Here is a 17,403-nt window from a genome sequence, read left to right as displayed (position 1 = left end):
ATGAATACTTCTGCGACGAAAACAAAAACATTTTTTGGGCATCCATACCCACTGAGTTCACTCTTCCTAACTGAAATGTGGGAAAGGTTCTCTTTCTATGGTGTGCGCCCGCTGCTTATTCTATTTATGAGCGCAGCATTGCTGCAAGGCGGGATGGGACTCCCTATAGAACAAGCATCTGCAATTGTGGGGATCTTTGCCGGAGGTGTTTATCTTACCTCGCTTCCTGGTGGTTGGTTAGCCGATAACTGGTTAGGGCAACGTCGAGCAGTTTGGTATGGCTCACTGATTATTGCATTAGGGCATTTATCTATCGCAATGTCAGCTTTCTGGAGCAATACCTTCTTCTTCGTCGGCTTATTACTTATCGTTTTAGGTACGGGATTATTTAAAACCTGTATCACCGTAATGGTTGGAACCCTGTATAAAAAAGAAGATACCCGCCGTGACGGCGGCTTCTCATTATTTTACATGGGAATAAATATGGGGTCATTTATTGCACCATTAATTATCGGTCCATTACATGAAAAATACGGTTGGCATCTAGGCTTTGGTCTTGGCGGTATTGGTATGTTGATCGCCCTGCTTATCTTCCGTTTTTATGCAATTCCGCAAATGCGTCGCTATGATAAAGAAGTTGGATTAGACTCCACTTGGAACCGCCCAACCGTTGAGCGTAAAAATGTTGGAAAATGGGTAACAGCGGCAATGGTTATTCTTGCCATTCTGGTAGTTTTGATTGATAACGGCACCATCCCATTCAATGCCTCTGTAATTGCAAAAAGCTCTGCTTATATCATTGCAACTTGTGTTGGTATCTACTTCTTATTTATGTTCTTCTTTGCCGGTTTAAATAGCAGTGAGCGCTCACGCCTTCTCGCTTGCTTAATCTTACTGGTTGCTGCCGCCTTCTTCTGGTCGGCGTTTGAACAAAAACCAACTTCATTTAATATTTTTGCGCGTGATTATACAGATCGCCAAATGGGCACATTTGAAATCCCAACGATTTGGTTCCAATCAATTAACGCCTTATTCATTATTATATTAGCGCCTCTTTTCAGTTGGTTCTGGCCATCTTTAGCTAAGCGCAATATGAATCCTAGCAGTATGACCAAATTTGTAATTGGCATCTTATTTGCTGCGGGTGGTTTCGCCGTGATGATGATGGCAGCAAACCAAGTATTAGCGACACAAACAGGCGTTTCACCATTCTGGTTGGTTTCAAGCATTCTGTTACTGACTCTGGSTGAACTGTGCCTTAGCCCTATTGGTTTAGCGACAATGACTTTACTTGCACCACAAAAAATGCGTGGTCAAGTCATGGGATTATGGTTCTGTGCAAGCGCATTAGGTAACTTGGCTGCAGGTATCATGGGTGGAAATATCAATAAAGAGCAATTAAATTCTATGCCTGAATTGTTCTCGCATGTTTCTATTGCATTAGTTATCTGCGCTATCGTACTTGCAGCACTCATTATTCCTGTTAGAAAAATGCTCGCAAATGCTGATAGTAATGAAGCCAAAGCGAAATAATCGCAATTAGTAATATCAATATTTTTATGAAGTTTACAACCTAAGGGGAATTTTTCATTCCCCTTAGTGTTACATAAAAATCAATTTATCGGGGATGAGTCTCCACTAACTGTGGCGTAATCGCTTACTTTATACCTAACTTAACCGTATCAATTAGCAGGCAAAACCACATAATTCTTATTTAATCATCTTCACCATTTGAATAATCATCTAAAGATTAAAACATGCGTCAGCGCCCGTCCAAATAGTCCAAATTGCATCAAGCACTTTATTCTATAAAAATAATTTATTTCCGACGATGGTAATGTTACACAATTGTATGTTTAACTATATTGAACAGAAATAGCTAAAGTAACAATTGGCAGTAAATAGTGATCATAAGGCTTAATTATGCATTCAGATATTGATAGTATTCTCGCTCAAAAAATTGAAGACTCTGTCACAAGTGTTTCAAAAGTGATTTTTCCAACAACTACAAACCATCACGATACACTATTTGGTGGTTCTGCTCTTGCTTGGATGGATGAAGTCTCTTTTATTACTGCAACCCGTTTTTCTCGTAAGCGATTAGTTACCGTTTCAACGGAGAAAATTAACTTTAACCATCCAATTCCTTCTGGAACAATTGTTGAATTAGTTGGCAAAGTTAGTAGAGTTGGCAGAACAAGTCTTACTGTGAATGTTTCTATATTTTTAGAAGATATGTACAGCGAAGGCCGAAAAGAAGTGATCCATGGCCAATTTAATTTCGTGGCCGTTGATGATAATGGTAAACCAGTAAAGGTTATTGAGTAATAGTTATTGATAACCTTTGTCATCTAGCATCCCTCTACATTCTAAGGAGATGCTAGAATTCCATTTAGCTTGCCATGACGTCATGAATTATGAGAAAGCTAAAAATGGTGATATACATAATAATTAATATCACATACTGTAATAACTCTAAATATTATTAGGATTTCGTTAATTTTTAGAATAAACCACTATTTGCATAATTGTTTTTTCAATCCTGTAATATGAGCCCTATTACACTTTAAAATGTATCAATATATTTATATCTATTGTTATTAGATTTTTTAAAATTTTCACAGGCAATTACATCCAGTTAGCGTTTTTTAATTATTAATACTGGCATTATCGAAAATATGGCGAATAACAATGTCAGAATATTACTATATAAAAAGATGGAATTAATTGATATTTTAGAGAATTAATTCAATATAATCAAAAAGATGCAAGTAGGCAATATTATAAAGGTACTTCTTTAATTTTATTGAAGAATATATGATAATTGGTATAAGCTTACTTCCCTATATTTTCAGCAATTTTATAAGATACTAATAAACATCATGTTCAGAATTTTATCAGTCATTTTATTTGTTATTTTTACAGCCCAGACAAGCTTTGCAGCCTCAGTGCCAAAAGAGACATTGCAGCTTATCGAAAAAGATGCCCAAAAAGGCGATATTAAAGCTCAAGTCATGCTGGGTATTGGTTACTATCTTGGTAATGAAGTTAAGCAAGATTATGCTAAAGCTAAAAAGTGGCTAACAATGGCATCGAATAAAGGTAATTCCGATGCTCAACTTTTTTTAGGCGATATGTACTTAAATGGAAATGGCGTTGAAGCAAATATTGAAACTGCCATCCAGTGGTTCGAAAAATCGGCAGCCCAAGGTAACCCAGAAGCCCAAAATTATATGGGGCAAATATATTACCAAGGTGTTGGTGTGAAACAAAATTATATCACTGCATTTGATTGGTTCAAAAAATCTGCGGATAAAAAATACCCGCCAGCACAATACCAGATTGGTATGATGTATAAAAATGGCGAGGGAACCGAGGTCAATGATAAAACAGCAGAAGACTATTTAACCAAAGCGTGTAAGAACGGACTCAAAGAAGCTTGTGCAAAATAATCATTTTATGAACACTGTTATAACTATTATAGCAGTGTCATTATCTGAAGATAAAAGACCTATTTTTAAAAATTTCATCCGCGACTTAAATAATAGAATTAAAGCAAAGAATTGATTACAACCCTACTGATACGACTTATTAAACAGATTTTTAATAAAAAAAACCTCCAAATAAAAATTTATGTGATTTACCTATCATATTTATGATTTTCTAAAATTTAATGATTAATTTCAATATGATTGAAAATGATCTACACTGGTGTCATATAAAGTAAAAGGAGGATTTATGTATAAAACAATTTTAGTTCCAATTGATGTAACCGAAGATGCACTGACTGAATTAGTTATTCCACATGTTAATGCTCTACAAAAACTAAATAATGCATCTGTCCATTTCCTTGCTGTTACTGCGCCAATTTCTAATTATTTACGTTACGGCGGAACTATCCTACCGGGTGATTTTCCTAATGATGAAAAACAAGCAGAATTAATTCTGGATGAGTTAAGAGAAAAAGTTAAACTTTTCTCTATTCCTGCTGATAAAGTCTATCTTTCATCTTCAATTGGCTCTGTTCGTGATGAAATATTGTCTATCGCAGAAGAAATCAATGCTGATATTATTTTATTAGGTTCACGTCGCCCAAGTATGTCAACTTACTTACTCGGTTCAAATGCGGCATCTGTTGTACGTTATGCGAAAACTTCGGTTTTAGTTATTCGCTAATTTTTATCATATTAATAACAACAAAAATCTCTTGGTTGCATTCAAGAGATTTTTGTTATGTCCTCATTAATCTAAACTGCACCTCTTTTCAAATTTAGTTTTATGCCTCATATCACATTTATTACATTTCTAACTCTCACCTTAAAGATAATATTAATAAAACAAAAAATTTATTTCCTACCATATCGTTATCTATATTTTTAGAAAAAAGATCCCGCTAAGACCTATTATTACTGCATTTTTGCCGCTGATAAACATTAAAGGCTTGCTCTTTCACCTTTTAGATCACCTCCATTTTCAATCATCATAGATAACTAATGGTTATAGTGACCTAAAGAAAACTCATTGTTAATAAAAAGTTAAGCAAAGTAGCTTTGTTTTTCACTAATGTTAAATAACAAATAAAAATTATGGTGATCTAACGTGAGGTACAATAATGATCTTAGATGCTAATTACACTTTATTAGTTGCTTGCTTAGCGCTACTTATAGGAATGTTCGTTGTAAAATTTACCCCATTTCTACAAAATAACCATATTCCAGAAGCCGTTGTTGGAGGTTTCATTGTTGCTATTATTTTACTTATCATTGATAAAACGGTTGGATATACATTTAGTTTCGATTCCTCTTTACAAAGTATTTTAATGATAACCTTCTTCTCATCTATTGGTCTTAGCTCAGATTTTTCGCGATTAATAAAAGGAGGAAAACCTTTAGTATTACTGACAATAGCAGTCACAATCTTAATCGCAATTCAAAATACCGTTGGTATGGGTTTGGCAGTCCTCTTAAATGAAAGCCCATTTATTGGTTTAATTGCCGGTTCAATCACATTAACGGGTGGTCATGGTAATGCGGGGGCTTGGGGGCCAATATTGGCAGACAAATATGGCGTTACTGGCGCAGTAGAATTAGCAATGGCTTGTGCCACTATTGGTTTAGTATTAGGTGGATTAATTGGCGGCCCAGTCGCAAGGCATTTACTTAAAAAAGTAACGATCCCAAAAGCCAGTGAAATAGAAAAAGAGACAATACTTGAAGCTTTTGAGCAACCAAGCGTAAAAAGAAAAATAAATGCCAATAACGTCATTGAAACAATCTCAATGTTGATTATCTGTATTGTTGCGGGTGGTTATATTAGTGATTTATTGAAAGATACGGTTGTTCAATTACCAACTTTCGTTTGGTGTTTATTTGTAGGTATCATTATTCGTAATGTGCTGGCGCATATATTTAAACATGAAGTATTTGAACCAACGGTTGATGTATTAGGCAGCGTTGCTTTATCTTTATTTCTAGCAATGGCATTAATGTCATTAAAATTTGGTCAACTTGCAAGTATGGCGGGGCCAGTATTAATTATTATTGCAGTACAAACTGTTGTCATGATTTTATTTGCTTGCTTTGTGACATTTAAGATGATGGGTAAAGATTATGATGCTGTGGTAATTAGTGCGGGGCACTGCGGATTTGGTATGGGCGCAACCCCAACAGCAATTGCAAATATGCAAACTGTCACAAAAGCCTTCAGCCCTTCACACAAAGCCTTTTTAGTTGTTCCATTGGTGGGGGCTTTCATTGTTGATATTTCAAATAGTATTTTGATTAAAATATTTATCGAGATTGGAACTTATTTTACTTAATTTTATATTGTCATATTTCAATTCATATAATGCTATGAGTTGAAATATGATTTCCTACATTTTGACTAATCTATTCAAGGTGTCACAGACTTTTTTATTAATAAGTGATTAACTGCCTAGATGACTTTCTTTTTTCGCTAAAATCAATTCATAAGTAAAATGGATCGAGTTAACTCACATGAAGCTAAGGCACCTTGATATTTTTTATGCAGTCATGACTTGTGGCTCTTTAACACGAGCAGCAGAAGTTTTACATATATCCCAACCTGCGGCTAGTAAAGCCTTAAAACATGCAGAGCAGCAACTTGGGCTAGTTTTATTTCAGCGAATTAGGGGAAAGTTAATTCCAACTGATGAAGCCAATCTCCTATTTACTGAAGCTAAAGAAGTGTATCGTAATTTGGATAAACTCAGAATTTTAGCACAAAATTTATCACGTAACCCGCAAGGCAAATTAGCTATAGGCTGCCTACCAAGCTTAGGTTTAAATTTAGTTCCTGAAGTGACTGCCTTGTTTATAAAAAAACACCCTAATATAAAACTCACTATAGGCACTCACCATACAACGGATATTTTGCAATTATTAAACCAACAAGATTTAGATATTGGTATTGGCTTTAATCTTGCTATTGAAGGAGGCATCACAGTGCTTCCTATTGCCAATATCCCATTAGTTTATGTTGATAGTCTGTCCCCTAAACAAATCCCTGTTTCACTCTTTGATATTAACCAAGAACGTTGGATCCATCCAGGCTCGGATTCTCTTGCCCAAATGCTACAAACTTTACATGAATTCTCAGAATCCAATATAAGCGTACACACTTATCATATGGCAGCTGAATTTGTTCAGGCCGGCTTAGGATGTAGTATTACAGATATTTTTTCTGCTGAACATACGCTTCCTGAATCAATGATCTATCCCCTTAAAGAAGATCTACAACTTTCTGTATCCGTTTTTCATCGAGCAGATAAGCCATTAACAAAGGCTGCACAAAATTATGTGAATACACTGGCATTAACTCTCGAGAAAAGAAATAAAGTGGTTAACCAAAAGTTATACTCCAATGATGAAAACTCAATTGTTTAGTTAACTTATTCAACGTTAAATAATAATTCCTCAATATTTAACGGTTACGGAATATTATGACTAAACATGTAGTGGTTATTGGTGCAGGCGTAATAGGGTTAAGCACAGCTTATGCTTTAATTAAGGCAGGTCAAAAAGTTACTTTACTTGAATCCGAATCAGATATTGGCATGCAAACTAGTTTTGCTAATGGAGGTCAACTTAGTTACCGTTATGTATCTCCTCTCGCGGATGCAGGCGTACCATTACAAGGGCTAAGTTGGATGGGTAAAAATAATTCCCCATTAAATTTAAAAATTCAATTTTCATTATCGCAATGGTCTTGGTTAACACAATTTACCTTTGCCTGTACTCGCACGACAAATAAACTTAATGGCTCCCATCTTTTAAGGTTATCTTTGCTAAGTCAAAATATTATGAATACATGGCGAAAAAATGGTGATATAGCTTATTTTGCATGGGAAAAATCAGGAAAATTAATTATTCATCGCGATGAAAAAAGCTTTAAAAAAGCAAGTAGTACTATAGATAGCCAATTTCAAAAAGTTTTAACTCCACAGGAAATCATTGAATTAGAACCATCATTAGAAAATATTCAATCACAGCTTGTAGGAGCAATTTATGCTCCAGATGATGAAACGGCTGATTGTTACCTGTTTTGTAAAAATCTTCTCCAATATTTATCCATACAACCTTTATTTGAAATAAAATTACAACATTCTGTACAATCTTTTATTAAACAAGACAACCGCATTACCGGTGTAGTCACTCAACAAGGAACAATTAAAGCTGATGATATTATTATCTGTGCGGGTAATGGAAGCCGTAATTTATTAAAACCAATTGGTATTAATGTCCCTATTTTAGGATTAAAAGGTTACAGCCTCAGTATCGATTATCCACAGGAAGAAAATATTGTTCCTAAAATGAGCGTCACCGATTATGGTAATAAAATTGTTTATGCAAAACTGAATGAACAATTACGTATCGCAGCAATGGTAGATATTGGCTATGACAACGCAGGACTGCGTAAAAATAGAATAGCAGCGCTCAAAAATATCATCACAAAAACATTTCCCAATTTATCCGAAATTAATGATGCACAAAGTTGGTATGGCTTGCGTCCATCGACACCAAAAGGTCCGCCTTTACTGGGAAAAACGGCTTATAATAATCTTTGGCTAAACATTGGCCATGGTAGTCTTGGTTTCACATTAGCAGCAGGTAGCGCAGAAATATTAAGTCAATTAATTACACAACAATCATCCCCTATTTCTTTAGATGGATTCACGAGATAAAAATGTCGATTAAACGCAATAACCCCAAATCACGATTAGCTGATAGCGTTGAATATTCAGGTTTAGTTTATTTATCTGGGCAAGTTCCCAATGATTTATCAGGAGATATTACTCAACAGACCAAAGAAGTGCTCAATAAGATTGATGAATTACTGGCAAATAGTAATAGTGATAAAAAACGGATACTCTCAGCTCAAATTTGGATGAAAGATATATCACGTGATTTCTCTGCTTTTAATTCTGTTTGGGAGTCTTGGATGCCAACAGAAAATAGCCCTGCTCGCGCAGCAGTTGAAGCTAATATGGCGAGAGAGCAAGTTCTAGTTGAAATTATGGTGATTGCTGCTCAATATTAACACTACCATACTTGATAAAATGAGGTATCAATTCACTGATAACTCATTTAGTACGTTATTTTAAAATCTGGTATTTATGTTTATCTAATCTAAAACGTTTAAACGGAATTTGATCAAAATTGACCTGTGCATCAAAATAAAAACCACTTCGGAAAAAGACTGATAATTTAGTTCGGCTTAATGGCAAATGAATAGTTATTGATGAAAAATTTAATTCACTAAATCCTTGCTCTATCATTTTCTTAGTAATTTTCTTTCCGTATCCCCAATAATTTGGATGTAAAACTAAAGCCAAATCTGCATCACCATCCTCATTTTGAAAACCACCCCAACCACAAAATTGTCCATCTATAATAAGTGCCCACACCCCATAACCAAACTGGTTCCAATGTTCTTCCTTCTGTGCAACCCATGCACGACAATATTCATCATCAAATTGAGTATCACCAAGCGGCATATGCTCTAGCACTTTAGGATGAGTATTTAATTCAATAATATCTTTGCTATTAATCTGACTTAAACGCTGTAATTGAATATCCATATAATACTTATTCTCTATGTTGTTACTGACTATGATAATAGTAACAATATTAAAACAAAAAACCTCAATAATCAGTTGTTAATTATTGAGGTTTCATTAGCATTAATCCTTCGGATAAACTGCTTAAATTAACATTACTCTTCTAATGCTGATTTCATCACTTTTTGAGAATCTTCCCAAGAACAATAGCCATTTTTATCAATTGGGCAGTTTTTCATCTCTAAAATCACATGCTTAGGCGGTGTTTCTAATGACAAGTAACTATTATCGCGTAGTTGATCTGCGGTTTGATATACATACTCAACTTTTACATAATCTTTTTTGTCACTTTTATTATGCCAGCGTTGGAAGACTAACTTCCCACCAATCGGTGTATGTTCATATTGTTCTGGTAATTTATATGGATTGAAGTCCATAGCTGACATAAGTGATGCTATATTCGAGTCGTGCCCTACCAACATAATAAATTTAGCTGTTTCACCTTTATCTGCGGATGTGAAACCTTTATTGATATAATTTAATAAAGGATGAGCAACATTTTTAGCAATTATTTTAGGTGCAAATAAGGTTTCTTGATAACCATTTTTGAGTGTATTAAGTTTTTTCCATTTATCGGCGCTATTTACCATTCCCCAAGCAACTTGATCTAATGGAAATCCTTCATAATATTGTAAATCAATAGCGTCTACGGCAGAGTTACCGATTTTTAATGCACCAGCAACGCCAGGCTCTTTATTGGCTTCAATAATAAAACTATTTTTTGTGTGGATAAATTACATAATTTATCTGTCTGACATTTTTGAGAATCTTTAATATTTAAAATAGCATCTAATTCATCATAACCTGGTTTTAAATCTAACCCTTTTAGATGATCCTCCATTGCTAGCAACGCTTTTTCCTTAAATTCGGCGCTATCATTTGTAATGATAGGATTAAAAACCGGGTCCATAGTACCTATTTCTGGTTGATGATGTATTTTAATTGTACATCCTGGAAATGCACCTGCGGTAAAGAATTGTGCAGTCGCAATGGTTCTTTGCAAACTGTTCGTATACACAAATAAATCTTCATTACCTGTTGGACATAGCTCATCTGAAACTAATTTATTTTGATCTATCCATTCCCTAAAATAGTGCCCCATATACACTTCAAGTGCACCACCTTTGGTTGTAAGATAACCACTTTTCGCATCCCAAGCTGGCCATTTTTTATCTGTTACTTCAGTTAAGATTCCCGTATTGACAATCGGCGTTCTTAAATTATGACGGCTTAATAATAAAACTTGGTCGAGCTGCATATTTTCTGCATTATCTGTATTCGCTAGTGCTGGTGCAATTGGCGTAAGTAAAGCAGCTGATAAACTCAAAGTAAGTAACTTATATTTCATCGATATACCTCTACCATTTATTGTTGTATTAATTCCTATAACATTTCGTTATGGAAAGTTTAAATTAAGTAAAATTTAGCTTCACTAATAATGCAATAATTTACTTATTTTTCTGAGATAAGTATCTCAAAACAGTTTATTACTCATCATAATTTGACGTTTTTTTGTGTTTTTTATTAAACTTGTTTACTTATATCCATTATAAAAATTTCCAATTCAGAATAATAGATATAAATATTGACATTCATTATTATTTACTTAACATTCGGATTTTATAAATTTAAGGAAGACTAATGAATATTCAACCCGCTAATTGTGAACAATTTGATGAAATAATTAAAGTTTGGGAATCTTCAGTTAAAGCTACACATCACTTTTTACCCGAAAATAAACGACAAGAATTAAAATTAGCAATTCTTAAGCAATATTTACCAAATCTAACTGTTTTTGTTTCATCAGATAATCACAACCATATTACAGGCTTTCTAGGTGTTGATGACAATAAACTTGAAATGTTATTTGTTTCTGCGGAAAATAGGGGAAAAGGTATCGGTAAACAATTACTTAATTTTGCTATTCATCAGTTAAAAATTAATGAAGTCGATGTCAATGAGCAAAATCCACAGGCTATTGGCTTTTATCAGCATATGGGATTTACACAAGTTTCACGTTCTGAACTAGATGGTGAAGGTAATCCATATCCAATATTACATATGCAGCTATCATCTAGCATTTAATTCAATGGGGGAAAATAGGAAGAACATTCTCCCTCCCCATCACTAACTAATAACACTTAAGAATTTGTGCAATCAATAACTCACAAGGCCTAGAGTCATCAATTATTGGCAAACATCAATCCAAGTCGCTTGTGTTAATTCCACCATACGTTGTGGTGAGATCCTTAATGCGCTATTTACCGATCCTGCGGCAGGAACAACTTCCTGATACAATTTAAGAGATATATCACAATATACAGGTAAATCAGTAGGAAGACCAAAAGGACAAACGCCACCAATAGGATGTCCTGTCAATTCAACAACCTCATCAGCCCTGAGCATTCTTGCCTTACCACCTAAAGCTTGCTTGACTTTTAAATTATCAAGTCGCGCTTCGCCTGCACAAACAACAAGAACTACCGTATTTTTTACCTTGAGTGATAAGGTTTTTGCAATTTGATTAGGCTCTACATTATGGACAATAGCAGCTTGTTCAACAGTTGCAGTAATGCCCTCAGTCTCAATAACTTCTATATCAGGTGCATGGCACGCAATAAATTCTTTAACAGATTCAATACTCATTATTTTTCTCTTTGTATAAATCAATATAACTCACGGTGAACGACTATTATTAACTGAAAACTTAGACTTTTTATACTGAAAAAACTTCAATATAAAAAGTCATAATTAAAGAAAATTATAAGTCTTCATATGACATATTTATGTTATATCTATCTATTGAGCTACAATCAATATAATTATAAGACTTCATTTTTCACCAAAAACAAAGAAATTCTCTTTGCTAAAGGTAATACAATAAATACCGTCGGAAATGCAATTACCCAAGATAATAGCCAAGAACTTGACCAAGGAAATAAGATCTCGGAGCTAAAACCTAATGCTCTAATCGTACTAATTAGGGAAACAATTCCACTCATCACTAAAGACAAAAAGAAAGGAACAAGAAATATCATTGCTCTGATAGGAAGTTTAGGAATACCTAAAATATAATTTTTATTTTTGGAAGACATAATAAAGACTCCGAATAACACGTTCGCAACAACATATAACTATTGCGAAACAATGTTATATGCGTTGATTTACGTAAACGCTTACGAGTCTTACCAGACTATGATAGAAACAATTTTAGTGATATTTATCATATTGTCAATATCACTTTAAATAAATCACAAATCTAAATATGAACATTAGAAATGTAAAACTATTAATGACTATTACGTTGAAATAATACTTTTATTAAATTTACTTAATCTTTCTTTATATTAAGATAATTTTTATTCCGATCGTTTTTGCTAAATTGTTTAATTATTCATCTAACTTAGCAAGTTACAGCAATATGCAGACAATCTGCGATGAATAATTGCCTCGCGATCCACTATAAACGCAACTTTTCAATTGCAACTAAGATAATACTCAGGTGCATACCAGTTAGTTAAGCAAAGAATTTCTCCTCATTTGAAAAATGATATCAGTGAGTAAGGCAATTCTTTATATATTTATTTTCTTTGATATAACAATAAATCATAAGCAAATAATAACAAAATATCAAAAAACATAAAAAATTATAAAACAATTAGCTATATGAAAAAACAACAATTTTTTCTCTTTTAAAAATAAAACCCTCCACTTACTCCAATCATGAGTCAATCAAGTTATCGATCATTTTTGATAGTTAGGTCGTTAAATTTTAAGTTTTTTTAGCACGGCAAGTGATTATACTCAGAATATTTGTACAATTATGATAATCATCAACCATTAATTTTTATTTATTAAATTTAAGGGGAAATCCCCATTAAAATTACGTATAATGAGTAAATACAACAGATAGTATTAAGACTGGCTTAAGCAAAACTATATTATAACTATTTAAAAAAAACAAAAAAAATTTACTTTTAGTAAATGAAAAATTATTTGTTATATAGCTGTATTTATTAGCTTCTATTTAGTTTAATAGCCCCAAAAATCAAAATTAGACTAGAAATTTTAGGGTTAAATCTCAATTAAAACTAATCTTGGTTATAAAACAGGCTACCAATTACAATTAAAGTATATCATTAAGGGTAAAAGATGAAAAAAAGAAGTTTCATGACACAAACTGAAGTTGAATCTTTACTTCAAGCCGCTCAAGAAGGCAAATATCCCGAAAGAGATTATTATTTATTTCTTATGGGTTTTTTGCATGGGTTTCGAGTCAGCGAATTACGCTTATTATCTCTTGACGATATTGATATTAAACAAAAAACGATTTATGTCAAACGATTAAAATCAGGTCTTTCCACTGTACAACCGCTTGTGCCTGAGGAATATAATGCTTTAGTTAAATGGTTAAAAATACGTGAACAAATAGCTTCTGAAGAAAATAAATGGGTATTTTTATCTCAAAAAAATCAACCACTCTCACGTAGTCAAATTTTTCGCTTGATAACAAAATATGGACAAGAAGCGAATTTAACTATCAAAATTCATCCCCATATGCTACGCCATGCTTGTGGTTATGCACTTGCAGATTTAGGTCGAGATACTCGATTAATTCAAGATTATTTAGGTCACCGCAATATTGCCCACACCGTACTTTATACTGCAAGCAACGAAAAACGGTTTAATGGCATTTGGGATTAATAAGAATATTTATGCACTTCAGTTATTCGCTTATATTCATGCTGAGGTGCTTTATATTTAAAGTAGTCAAGATTTAATGACTGTTTATATAAATAATAGTATTCTATCTTCATTAATCCACTCACATTTTGCACCGTTAATGTCGTAAAAATAATCTATCAATATAATCATAATTTTTCATTCCGATAATCAAAATTATAATTTATTGTAAAATAGAGTTATTAATACATATTTATTATTAAGTTGCCCAATATATTTAATTTAGATAAGTTTCATAGATGAGGATAAATCAGTTTTGTTTATATGATAATAAATTAGTATTTTTATAAGAGGAATTAATCGAAATGTGACATTGCTAACTTTTTTATTGCATGATATATTTATCTACTTTATTAAAATTCACGTAATTAGATAATATGGTTATTCGCCCTTCTCAACATTGGTTTTTCAGATTACTCGATTGGCATGGTTCAGTTCTCTCAAAAATAACATTTAGATTATCATTAAATATTTTTATTTCTATAATTGCTGTACTCTGTTACCAATGGTATGAACAATTAGGTGTTCATTTGACTATAGCACCCTTTAGTCTCTTAGGTATCGCAATAGCCATATTTTTAGGTTTTCGTAACAATGCTAGTTATAGTCGGTTAGTCGAAGCAAGAACCTTGTGGGGAACATTACTTATCCAGCAAAGAAATATTTTACGTAATATTAAAGTTATTCTTCCAAATGATAATAATTATCAAAAAGAAATTTGTCAGCTAGCGATTGCTTTTTCATGGAGCTTAAAACATCAATTAAGAAAAACTAATCCAATGGTTGATCTTTATCGATTATTACCTACAACTATTCTAAAAGATGTTATAAATAGTCCATTTCCAACCAATAGAATTTTATTACATCTTGGTTTCAAGATAGGAGAATTACGCGATAAAAATATTATCAGTGATGTTATTTTTCAATCAATGAATAAAGAATTAAATTTATTATCTGATGTTTTAGGTGGCTGTGAACGTATATCAAATACACCTATTCCCTTTGCGTATACCCTAATTCTCCAAAGAACAGTTTATCTTTTCTGCACACTATTACCTTTTGCTTTAGTCAGTGATCTCCATTATATGACCCCATTTGTTTCGGTCTTTATCTCTTATACTTTCCTAGCTTGGGATGCATTAGCAGAAGAACTTGAAGATCCATTCGGTATATCCGCAAATGATCTACCTTTAAATGCAATCTGCAATACTATAGAAAGAAATGCATTAGAAATGATGGATATTCATCCTCTGCCTATGCCATTAAAACCAAATAAATATTTTAATCTATTATAATTACTCTAATATCTAAAGTTATTTAGTTAAAATAAATATCGAGGTTATGTTAATAACCCCGATATAAAAATTATCATAATTTTAGATAAATATGTTTATTCAACATCATCTAAAAAAGTAGGAGATGGAATAAAGAATAGTGTTCCAGTAACAGCTGTACTAAATCTTAATAATTCATCAGTTGCACCATTTTCTGTACCACGAAACATATTTTCAAGCATTCGACGCGTTGTAGAAAAATATCTCGCATAACCAATAAAATACGTTCCATATTCATTTTTAGATGGATTCGAAAATGGCATGTTAGCTCGAACGATTTTAAGATCATCACCATTTTCATCTTGAATATTTGTCACTACATTATGCGATCCCGGTAATTTTTGCTCGTCAGTGAGTTCTACATCATTAAATTTATGGCGCCCGATAACTTTGTCTTGTTCTTCAACTGTTAAACTCTGCCAAGCATTGATGTCATGAAGATATTTCTGCGCAAATGCATAACTCCCACCTGTAAATTCAGGATCTTCATCACCAATTACTGCATAAGCAACACGCTCATCTTCCATTTCAGGATTTTCTGTTCCATCAACAAAACCAATAATTGATCTTCCATCCATATAGCGGAAACCATGCACTTCATCAACATGGGTCACCATACCTTCAAGCTTTTGGCTAATAATAGAACCAAATTCATAGCAGCATGACATATTTAAAGCGCGAATATGGAAAAAGAGATCACCTGGAGTTGAAACGGCTGTAAATTTACTACCTTTTATTTCTTCAAAAGTCGCTAGCTCTTTTGGCTTATTTAAATGAGGGAAAAGTTTACTCCAAGCATTGGCGCCAAATCCCATGACACAGCTCGTTTCCAAAGCAGGAAAACGTGTTCTCATGCTACGGATAATACCAGATAAATTATTAAAAAAATCAATCAATCCATCCCGATTTTTATCTACATCCACGAGATTAAAAACGAGGAAATAAGAACTTTCACCTGGCGTTTTTGTTACATCTTGATATTTCATATAATTTGCTCTCTTCCGGTTATATTTTTTGAAAATTTATCAATATCATACAATTATAATACTGTTCTATAATGAAATTCATTGATATTTATTATTATTAATAGAACTACAGATTAAGTCTTTTTAGTATCAACATTAATATATTGTGTTTAGGTCAGTAAATATACCACATCCACCAGCTAAAAATGGCAAAGAATACAACAATTGGCGCAATTTACCGGCCAATTGTTGTAATAAATAATGGAAAAATTATTGCTTAAAAAAACCGAGCACTCAGTACTGAATAGTACGAACTCTCGCTTTAATTATCAGAAAAATTACTCAATACTTCATATTTTATTGATTCATGACGACTATCAAGAACTTTTAGTTTTACGCCTTTATAAGCAATAATATCGCTTTCAGATAAGTTATATTGGATCGTATTACCAAATCCTTGCTGTTGAACATTAGAGCCAAGTTTTCTATAGCTGACGTTAATATTCTGACCTTCTTTTCCGTTAAAGATCAAAGCTTGCTCAAAAGAATTTCCATCTGTATTACTCAATTTAATTCTTTCAAGTTGTGCTCCGCTATCACAAATAAAGACATTAAATTCAGTTACAACACATAATTCGTTTGTTTCTTTTTTTACTAACAGGGACTCCCAAGGCTGCCCTATTACTTCGACAATAACGGAACCAGAATCAATTGTGTTTGTTGGCATATAGAAATCACCTTTATCACTAGAACCAACTTTTTTAAACACGCCTGGCGTCACTTTATAGGCAAGGTCAATTTGTACTGTATTAAGGACTTTTATTCCGTCAATTTCACTCATATTTCCTGACCTTACTAAAGGCTCGCCAATTCCAACTTGGTTGACACTTCCAACTTTAGGCTCACTTATTTTGTGAGAATCAGGAATATAATTATATTCAGTAACAGCACAGCCTGATAAAAGACTAAAACCGACCAATGTAGCTAGCAACTTTTTCATGTTTATTAAGATCCAATGAAGATAAAAATGACAATCAATTGGGTTCGAAGTGTACATTTATTCTAGATTATCAACAAGTCACTATTATTATTACAATTTATTTGTAGAATATCTTAAATATTTAGACTTATTTATGCTCCTAGCATAAATAACAAACAAAATTTAGGCATATATACTATTGAAATATAGTACACTAAATATAATTACCTATTAGCTATCAAA

The 17,403-nt window shown here is 33.0% G+C and carries 16 protein-coding genes and 1 pseudogene; 11 read left to right on the top strand and 6 right to left on the bottom strand.

All coding sequences use genetic code 11. The annotated features are described in order from the left end of the window. The 8 genes from OO7_RS07260 to OO7_RS07225 all read left to right on the top strand — a co-directional run bounded on the left by OO7_RS07260 (position 1) and on the right by OO7_RS07225 (position 8,559). Positions 1 to 1,533 (top strand): peptide MFS transporter, encoded by a 1,533-nt coding sequence (locus OO7_RS07260; protein WP_008915308.1) that lies wholly within the window; start codon positions 1 to 3, stop codon positions 1,531 to 1,533. A gap of 390 nt (positions 1,534 to 1,923) precedes the next feature. Continuing rightward, positions 1,924 to 2,328: an acyl-CoA thioesterase gene (locus tag OO7_RS07255; protein WP_008915307.1), complete on the top strand. Its 405-nt coding sequence runs from the start codon at positions 1,924 to 1,926 to the stop codon at positions 2,326 to 2,328. A 554-nt stretch (positions 2,329 to 2,882) separates the two neighbouring features. After that, a complete protein-coding gene (locus OO7_RS07250) occupies positions 2,883 to 3,452 on the top strand; it encodes a tetratricopeptide repeat protein (protein ID WP_008915306.1) in 570 nt (189 codons plus the stop codon). A 286-nt stretch (positions 3,453 to 3,738) separates the two neighbouring features. After that, on the top strand, positions 3,739 to 4,176 hold the full coding sequence (locus OO7_RS07245; protein ID WP_008915305.1) for a universal stress protein: 438 nt from the start codon (positions 3,739 to 3,741) through the stop codon (positions 4,174 to 4,176). Positions 4,177 to 4,612: 436 nt separating this feature from the next. Beyond that, on the top strand, positions 4,613 to 5,818 hold the full coding sequence (gene gltS / locus OO7_RS07240; protein ID WP_008915304.1) for a sodium/glutamate symporter: 1,206 nt from the start codon (positions 4,613 to 4,615) through the stop codon (positions 5,816 to 5,818). Positions 5,819 to 5,996: 178 nt separating this feature from the next. Beyond that, entirely contained in the window at positions 5,997 to 6,905 is a 909-nt protein-coding gene (locus OO7_RS07235; protein ID WP_008915303.1) for a LysR family transcriptional regulator, read from the top strand. A 56-nt stretch (positions 6,906 to 6,961) separates the two neighbouring features. Further along, the gene (locus tag OO7_RS07230; protein ID WP_008915302.1) at positions 6,962 to 8,203 is read left to right on the top strand and encodes a D-amino acid dehydrogenase; all 1,242 of its coding nucleotides are present in this window, start codon (positions 6,962 to 6,964) and stop codon (positions 8,201 to 8,203) included. A 2-nt stretch (positions 8,204 to 8,205) separates the two neighbouring features. Then, the gene (locus OO7_RS07225; protein ID WP_008915301.1) at positions 8,206 to 8,559 is read left to right on the top strand and encodes a RidA family protein; all 354 of its coding nucleotides are present in this window, start codon (positions 8,206 to 8,208) and stop codon (positions 8,557 to 8,559) included. A gap of 55 nt (positions 8,560 to 8,614) precedes the next feature. Here OO7_RS07225 and OO7_RS07220 read toward each other — a convergent pair whose 3' ends face one another. Further along, positions 8,615 to 9,100: a GNAT family N-acetyltransferase gene (locus OO7_RS07220; protein WP_008915300.1), complete on the bottom strand. Its 486-nt coding sequence runs from the start codon at positions 9,098 to 9,100 to the stop codon at positions 8,615 to 8,617. A gap of 134 nt (positions 9,101 to 9,234) precedes the next feature. Then, positions 9,235 to 10,487, bottom strand: a pseudogene (gene agp / locus OO7_RS07215) (bifunctional glucose-1-phosphatase/inositol phosphatase). Positions 10,488 to 10,780: 293 nt separating this feature from the next. Here agp and OO7_RS07210 point away from each other — a divergent pair. Beyond that, positions 10,781 to 11,224 carry an acetyltransferase gene (locus OO7_RS07210; RefSeq protein ID WP_008915297.1) on the top strand — a complete coding sequence of 148 codons (444 nt, stop codon included), beginning with the start codon at positions 10,781 to 10,783 and terminating at the stop codon, positions 11,222 to 11,224. Between the two features lie 102 nt (positions 11,225 to 11,326). Here OO7_RS07210 and OO7_RS07205 read toward each other — a convergent pair whose 3' ends face one another. Both OO7_RS07205 and OO7_RS16470 read right to left on the bottom strand, forming a co-directional pair. Next, the gene (locus OO7_RS07205; RefSeq protein WP_008915296.1) at positions 11,327 to 11,785 is read right to left on the bottom strand and encodes a YbaK/EbsC family protein; all 459 of its coding nucleotides are present in this window, start codon (positions 11,783 to 11,785) and stop codon (positions 11,327 to 11,329) included. A gap of 176 nt (positions 11,786 to 11,961) precedes the next feature. Further along, entirely contained in the window at positions 11,962 to 12,234 is a 273-nt protein-coding gene (locus OO7_RS16470; protein WP_071524176.1) for a DUF2798 domain-containing protein, read from the bottom strand. A gap of 1,057 nt (positions 12,235 to 13,291) precedes the next feature. Here OO7_RS16470 and OO7_RS07195 point away from each other — a divergent pair. Together OO7_RS07195 and OO7_RS07190 are read left to right on the top strand one after the other, a co-directional pair. Further along, entirely contained in the window at positions 13,292 to 13,843 is a 552-nt protein-coding gene (locus tag OO7_RS07195) for a tyrosine-type DNA invertase (protein ID WP_008915294.1), read from the top strand. A gap of 416 nt (positions 13,844 to 14,259) precedes the next feature. Continuing rightward, positions 14,260 to 15,177 carry a bestrophin family protein gene (locus OO7_RS07190; RefSeq protein WP_008915293.1) on the top strand — a complete coding sequence of 306 codons (918 nt, stop codon included), beginning with the start codon at positions 14,260 to 14,262 and terminating at the stop codon, positions 15,175 to 15,177. Positions 15,178 to 15,272: 95 nt separating this feature from the next. Here OO7_RS07190 and OO7_RS07185 read toward each other — a convergent pair whose 3' ends face one another. Further along, on the bottom strand, positions 15,273 to 16,202 hold the full coding sequence (locus OO7_RS07185) for a Dyp-type peroxidase (protein ID WP_008915292.1): 930 nt from the start codon (positions 16,200 to 16,202) through the stop codon (positions 15,273 to 15,275). A gap of 301 nt (positions 16,203 to 16,503) precedes the next feature. Then, positions 16,504 to 17,181 carry a hypothetical protein gene (locus OO7_RS07180; RefSeq protein ID WP_008915291.1) on the bottom strand — a complete coding sequence of 226 codons (678 nt, stop codon included), beginning with the start codon at positions 17,179 to 17,181 and terminating at the stop codon, positions 16,504 to 16,506. Positions 17,182 to 17,403 lie beyond the last annotated feature (222 nt).

Origin of the sequence: Providencia sneebia DSM 19967, assembly GCF_000314895.2 — a bacterium.
Classification (GTDB): Bacteria; Pseudomonadota; Gammaproteobacteria; order Enterobacterales; family Enterobacteriaceae; genus Providencia; species Providencia sneebia.
Note: the sequence above shows the minus strand (reverse complement) of the source record. Positions and strands in the feature narration are given on the sequence as shown.

Bases quoted from the DNA above. Each gene is read 5' to 3' on its own strand.
- OO7_RS07245 (WP_008915305.1), top strand. From the start codon at position 3,739: ATGTATAAAACAATTTTAGTTCCAATTGATGTAACCGAAGATGCACTG.
- OO7_RS07185 (WP_008915292.1), bottom strand. From the start codon at position 16,202: ATGAAATATCAAGATGTAACAAAAACGCCAGGTGAAAGTTCTTATTTC.
- OO7_RS07255 (WP_008915307.1), top strand. From the start codon at position 1,924: ATGCATTCAGATATTGATAGTATTCTCGCTCAAAAAATTGAAGACTCT.
- OO7_RS07235 (WP_008915303.1), top strand. From the start codon at position 5,997: ATGAAGCTAAGGCACCTTGATATTTTTTATGCAGTCATGACTTGTGGC.
- OO7_RS07205 (WP_008915296.1), bottom strand. From the start codon at position 11,785: ATGAGTATTGAATCTGTTAAAGAATTTATTGCGTGCCATGCACCTGAT.
- OO7_RS07225 (WP_008915301.1), top strand. From the start codon at position 8,206: ATGTCGATTAAACGCAATAACCCCAAATCACGATTAGCTGATAGCGTT.
- OO7_RS07180 (WP_008915291.1), bottom strand. From the start codon at position 17,181: ATGAAAAAGTTGCTAGCTACATTGGTCGGTTTTAGTCTTTTATCAGGC.
- OO7_RS07250 (WP_008915306.1), top strand. From the start codon at position 2,883: ATGTTCAGAATTTTATCAGTCATTTTATTTGTTATTTTTACAGCCCAG.
- OO7_RS07190 (WP_008915293.1), top strand. From the start codon at position 14,260: ATGGTTATTCGCCCTTCTCAACATTGGTTTTTCAGATTACTCGATTGG.
- OO7_RS07210 (WP_008915297.1), top strand. From the start codon at position 10,781: ATGAATATTCAACCCGCTAATTGTGAACAATTTGATGAAATAATTAAA.
- OO7_RS07230 (WP_008915302.1), top strand. From the start codon at position 6,962: ATGACTAAACATGTAGTGGTTATTGGTGCAGGCGTAATAGGGTTAAGC.
- gltS (WP_008915304.1), top strand. From the start codon at position 4,613: ATGATCTTAGATGCTAATTACACTTTATTAGTTGCTTGCTTAGCGCTA.
- OO7_RS07195 (WP_008915294.1), top strand. From the start codon at position 13,292: ATGAAAAAAAGAAGTTTCATGACACAAACTGAAGTTGAATCTTTACTT.
- OO7_RS07220 (WP_008915300.1), bottom strand. From the start codon at position 9,100: ATGGATATTCAATTACAGCGTTTAAGTCAGATTAATAGCAAAGATATT.
- OO7_RS16470 (WP_071524176.1), bottom strand. From the start codon at position 12,234: ATGTCTTCCAAAAATAAAAATTATATTTTAGGTATTCCTAAACTTCCT.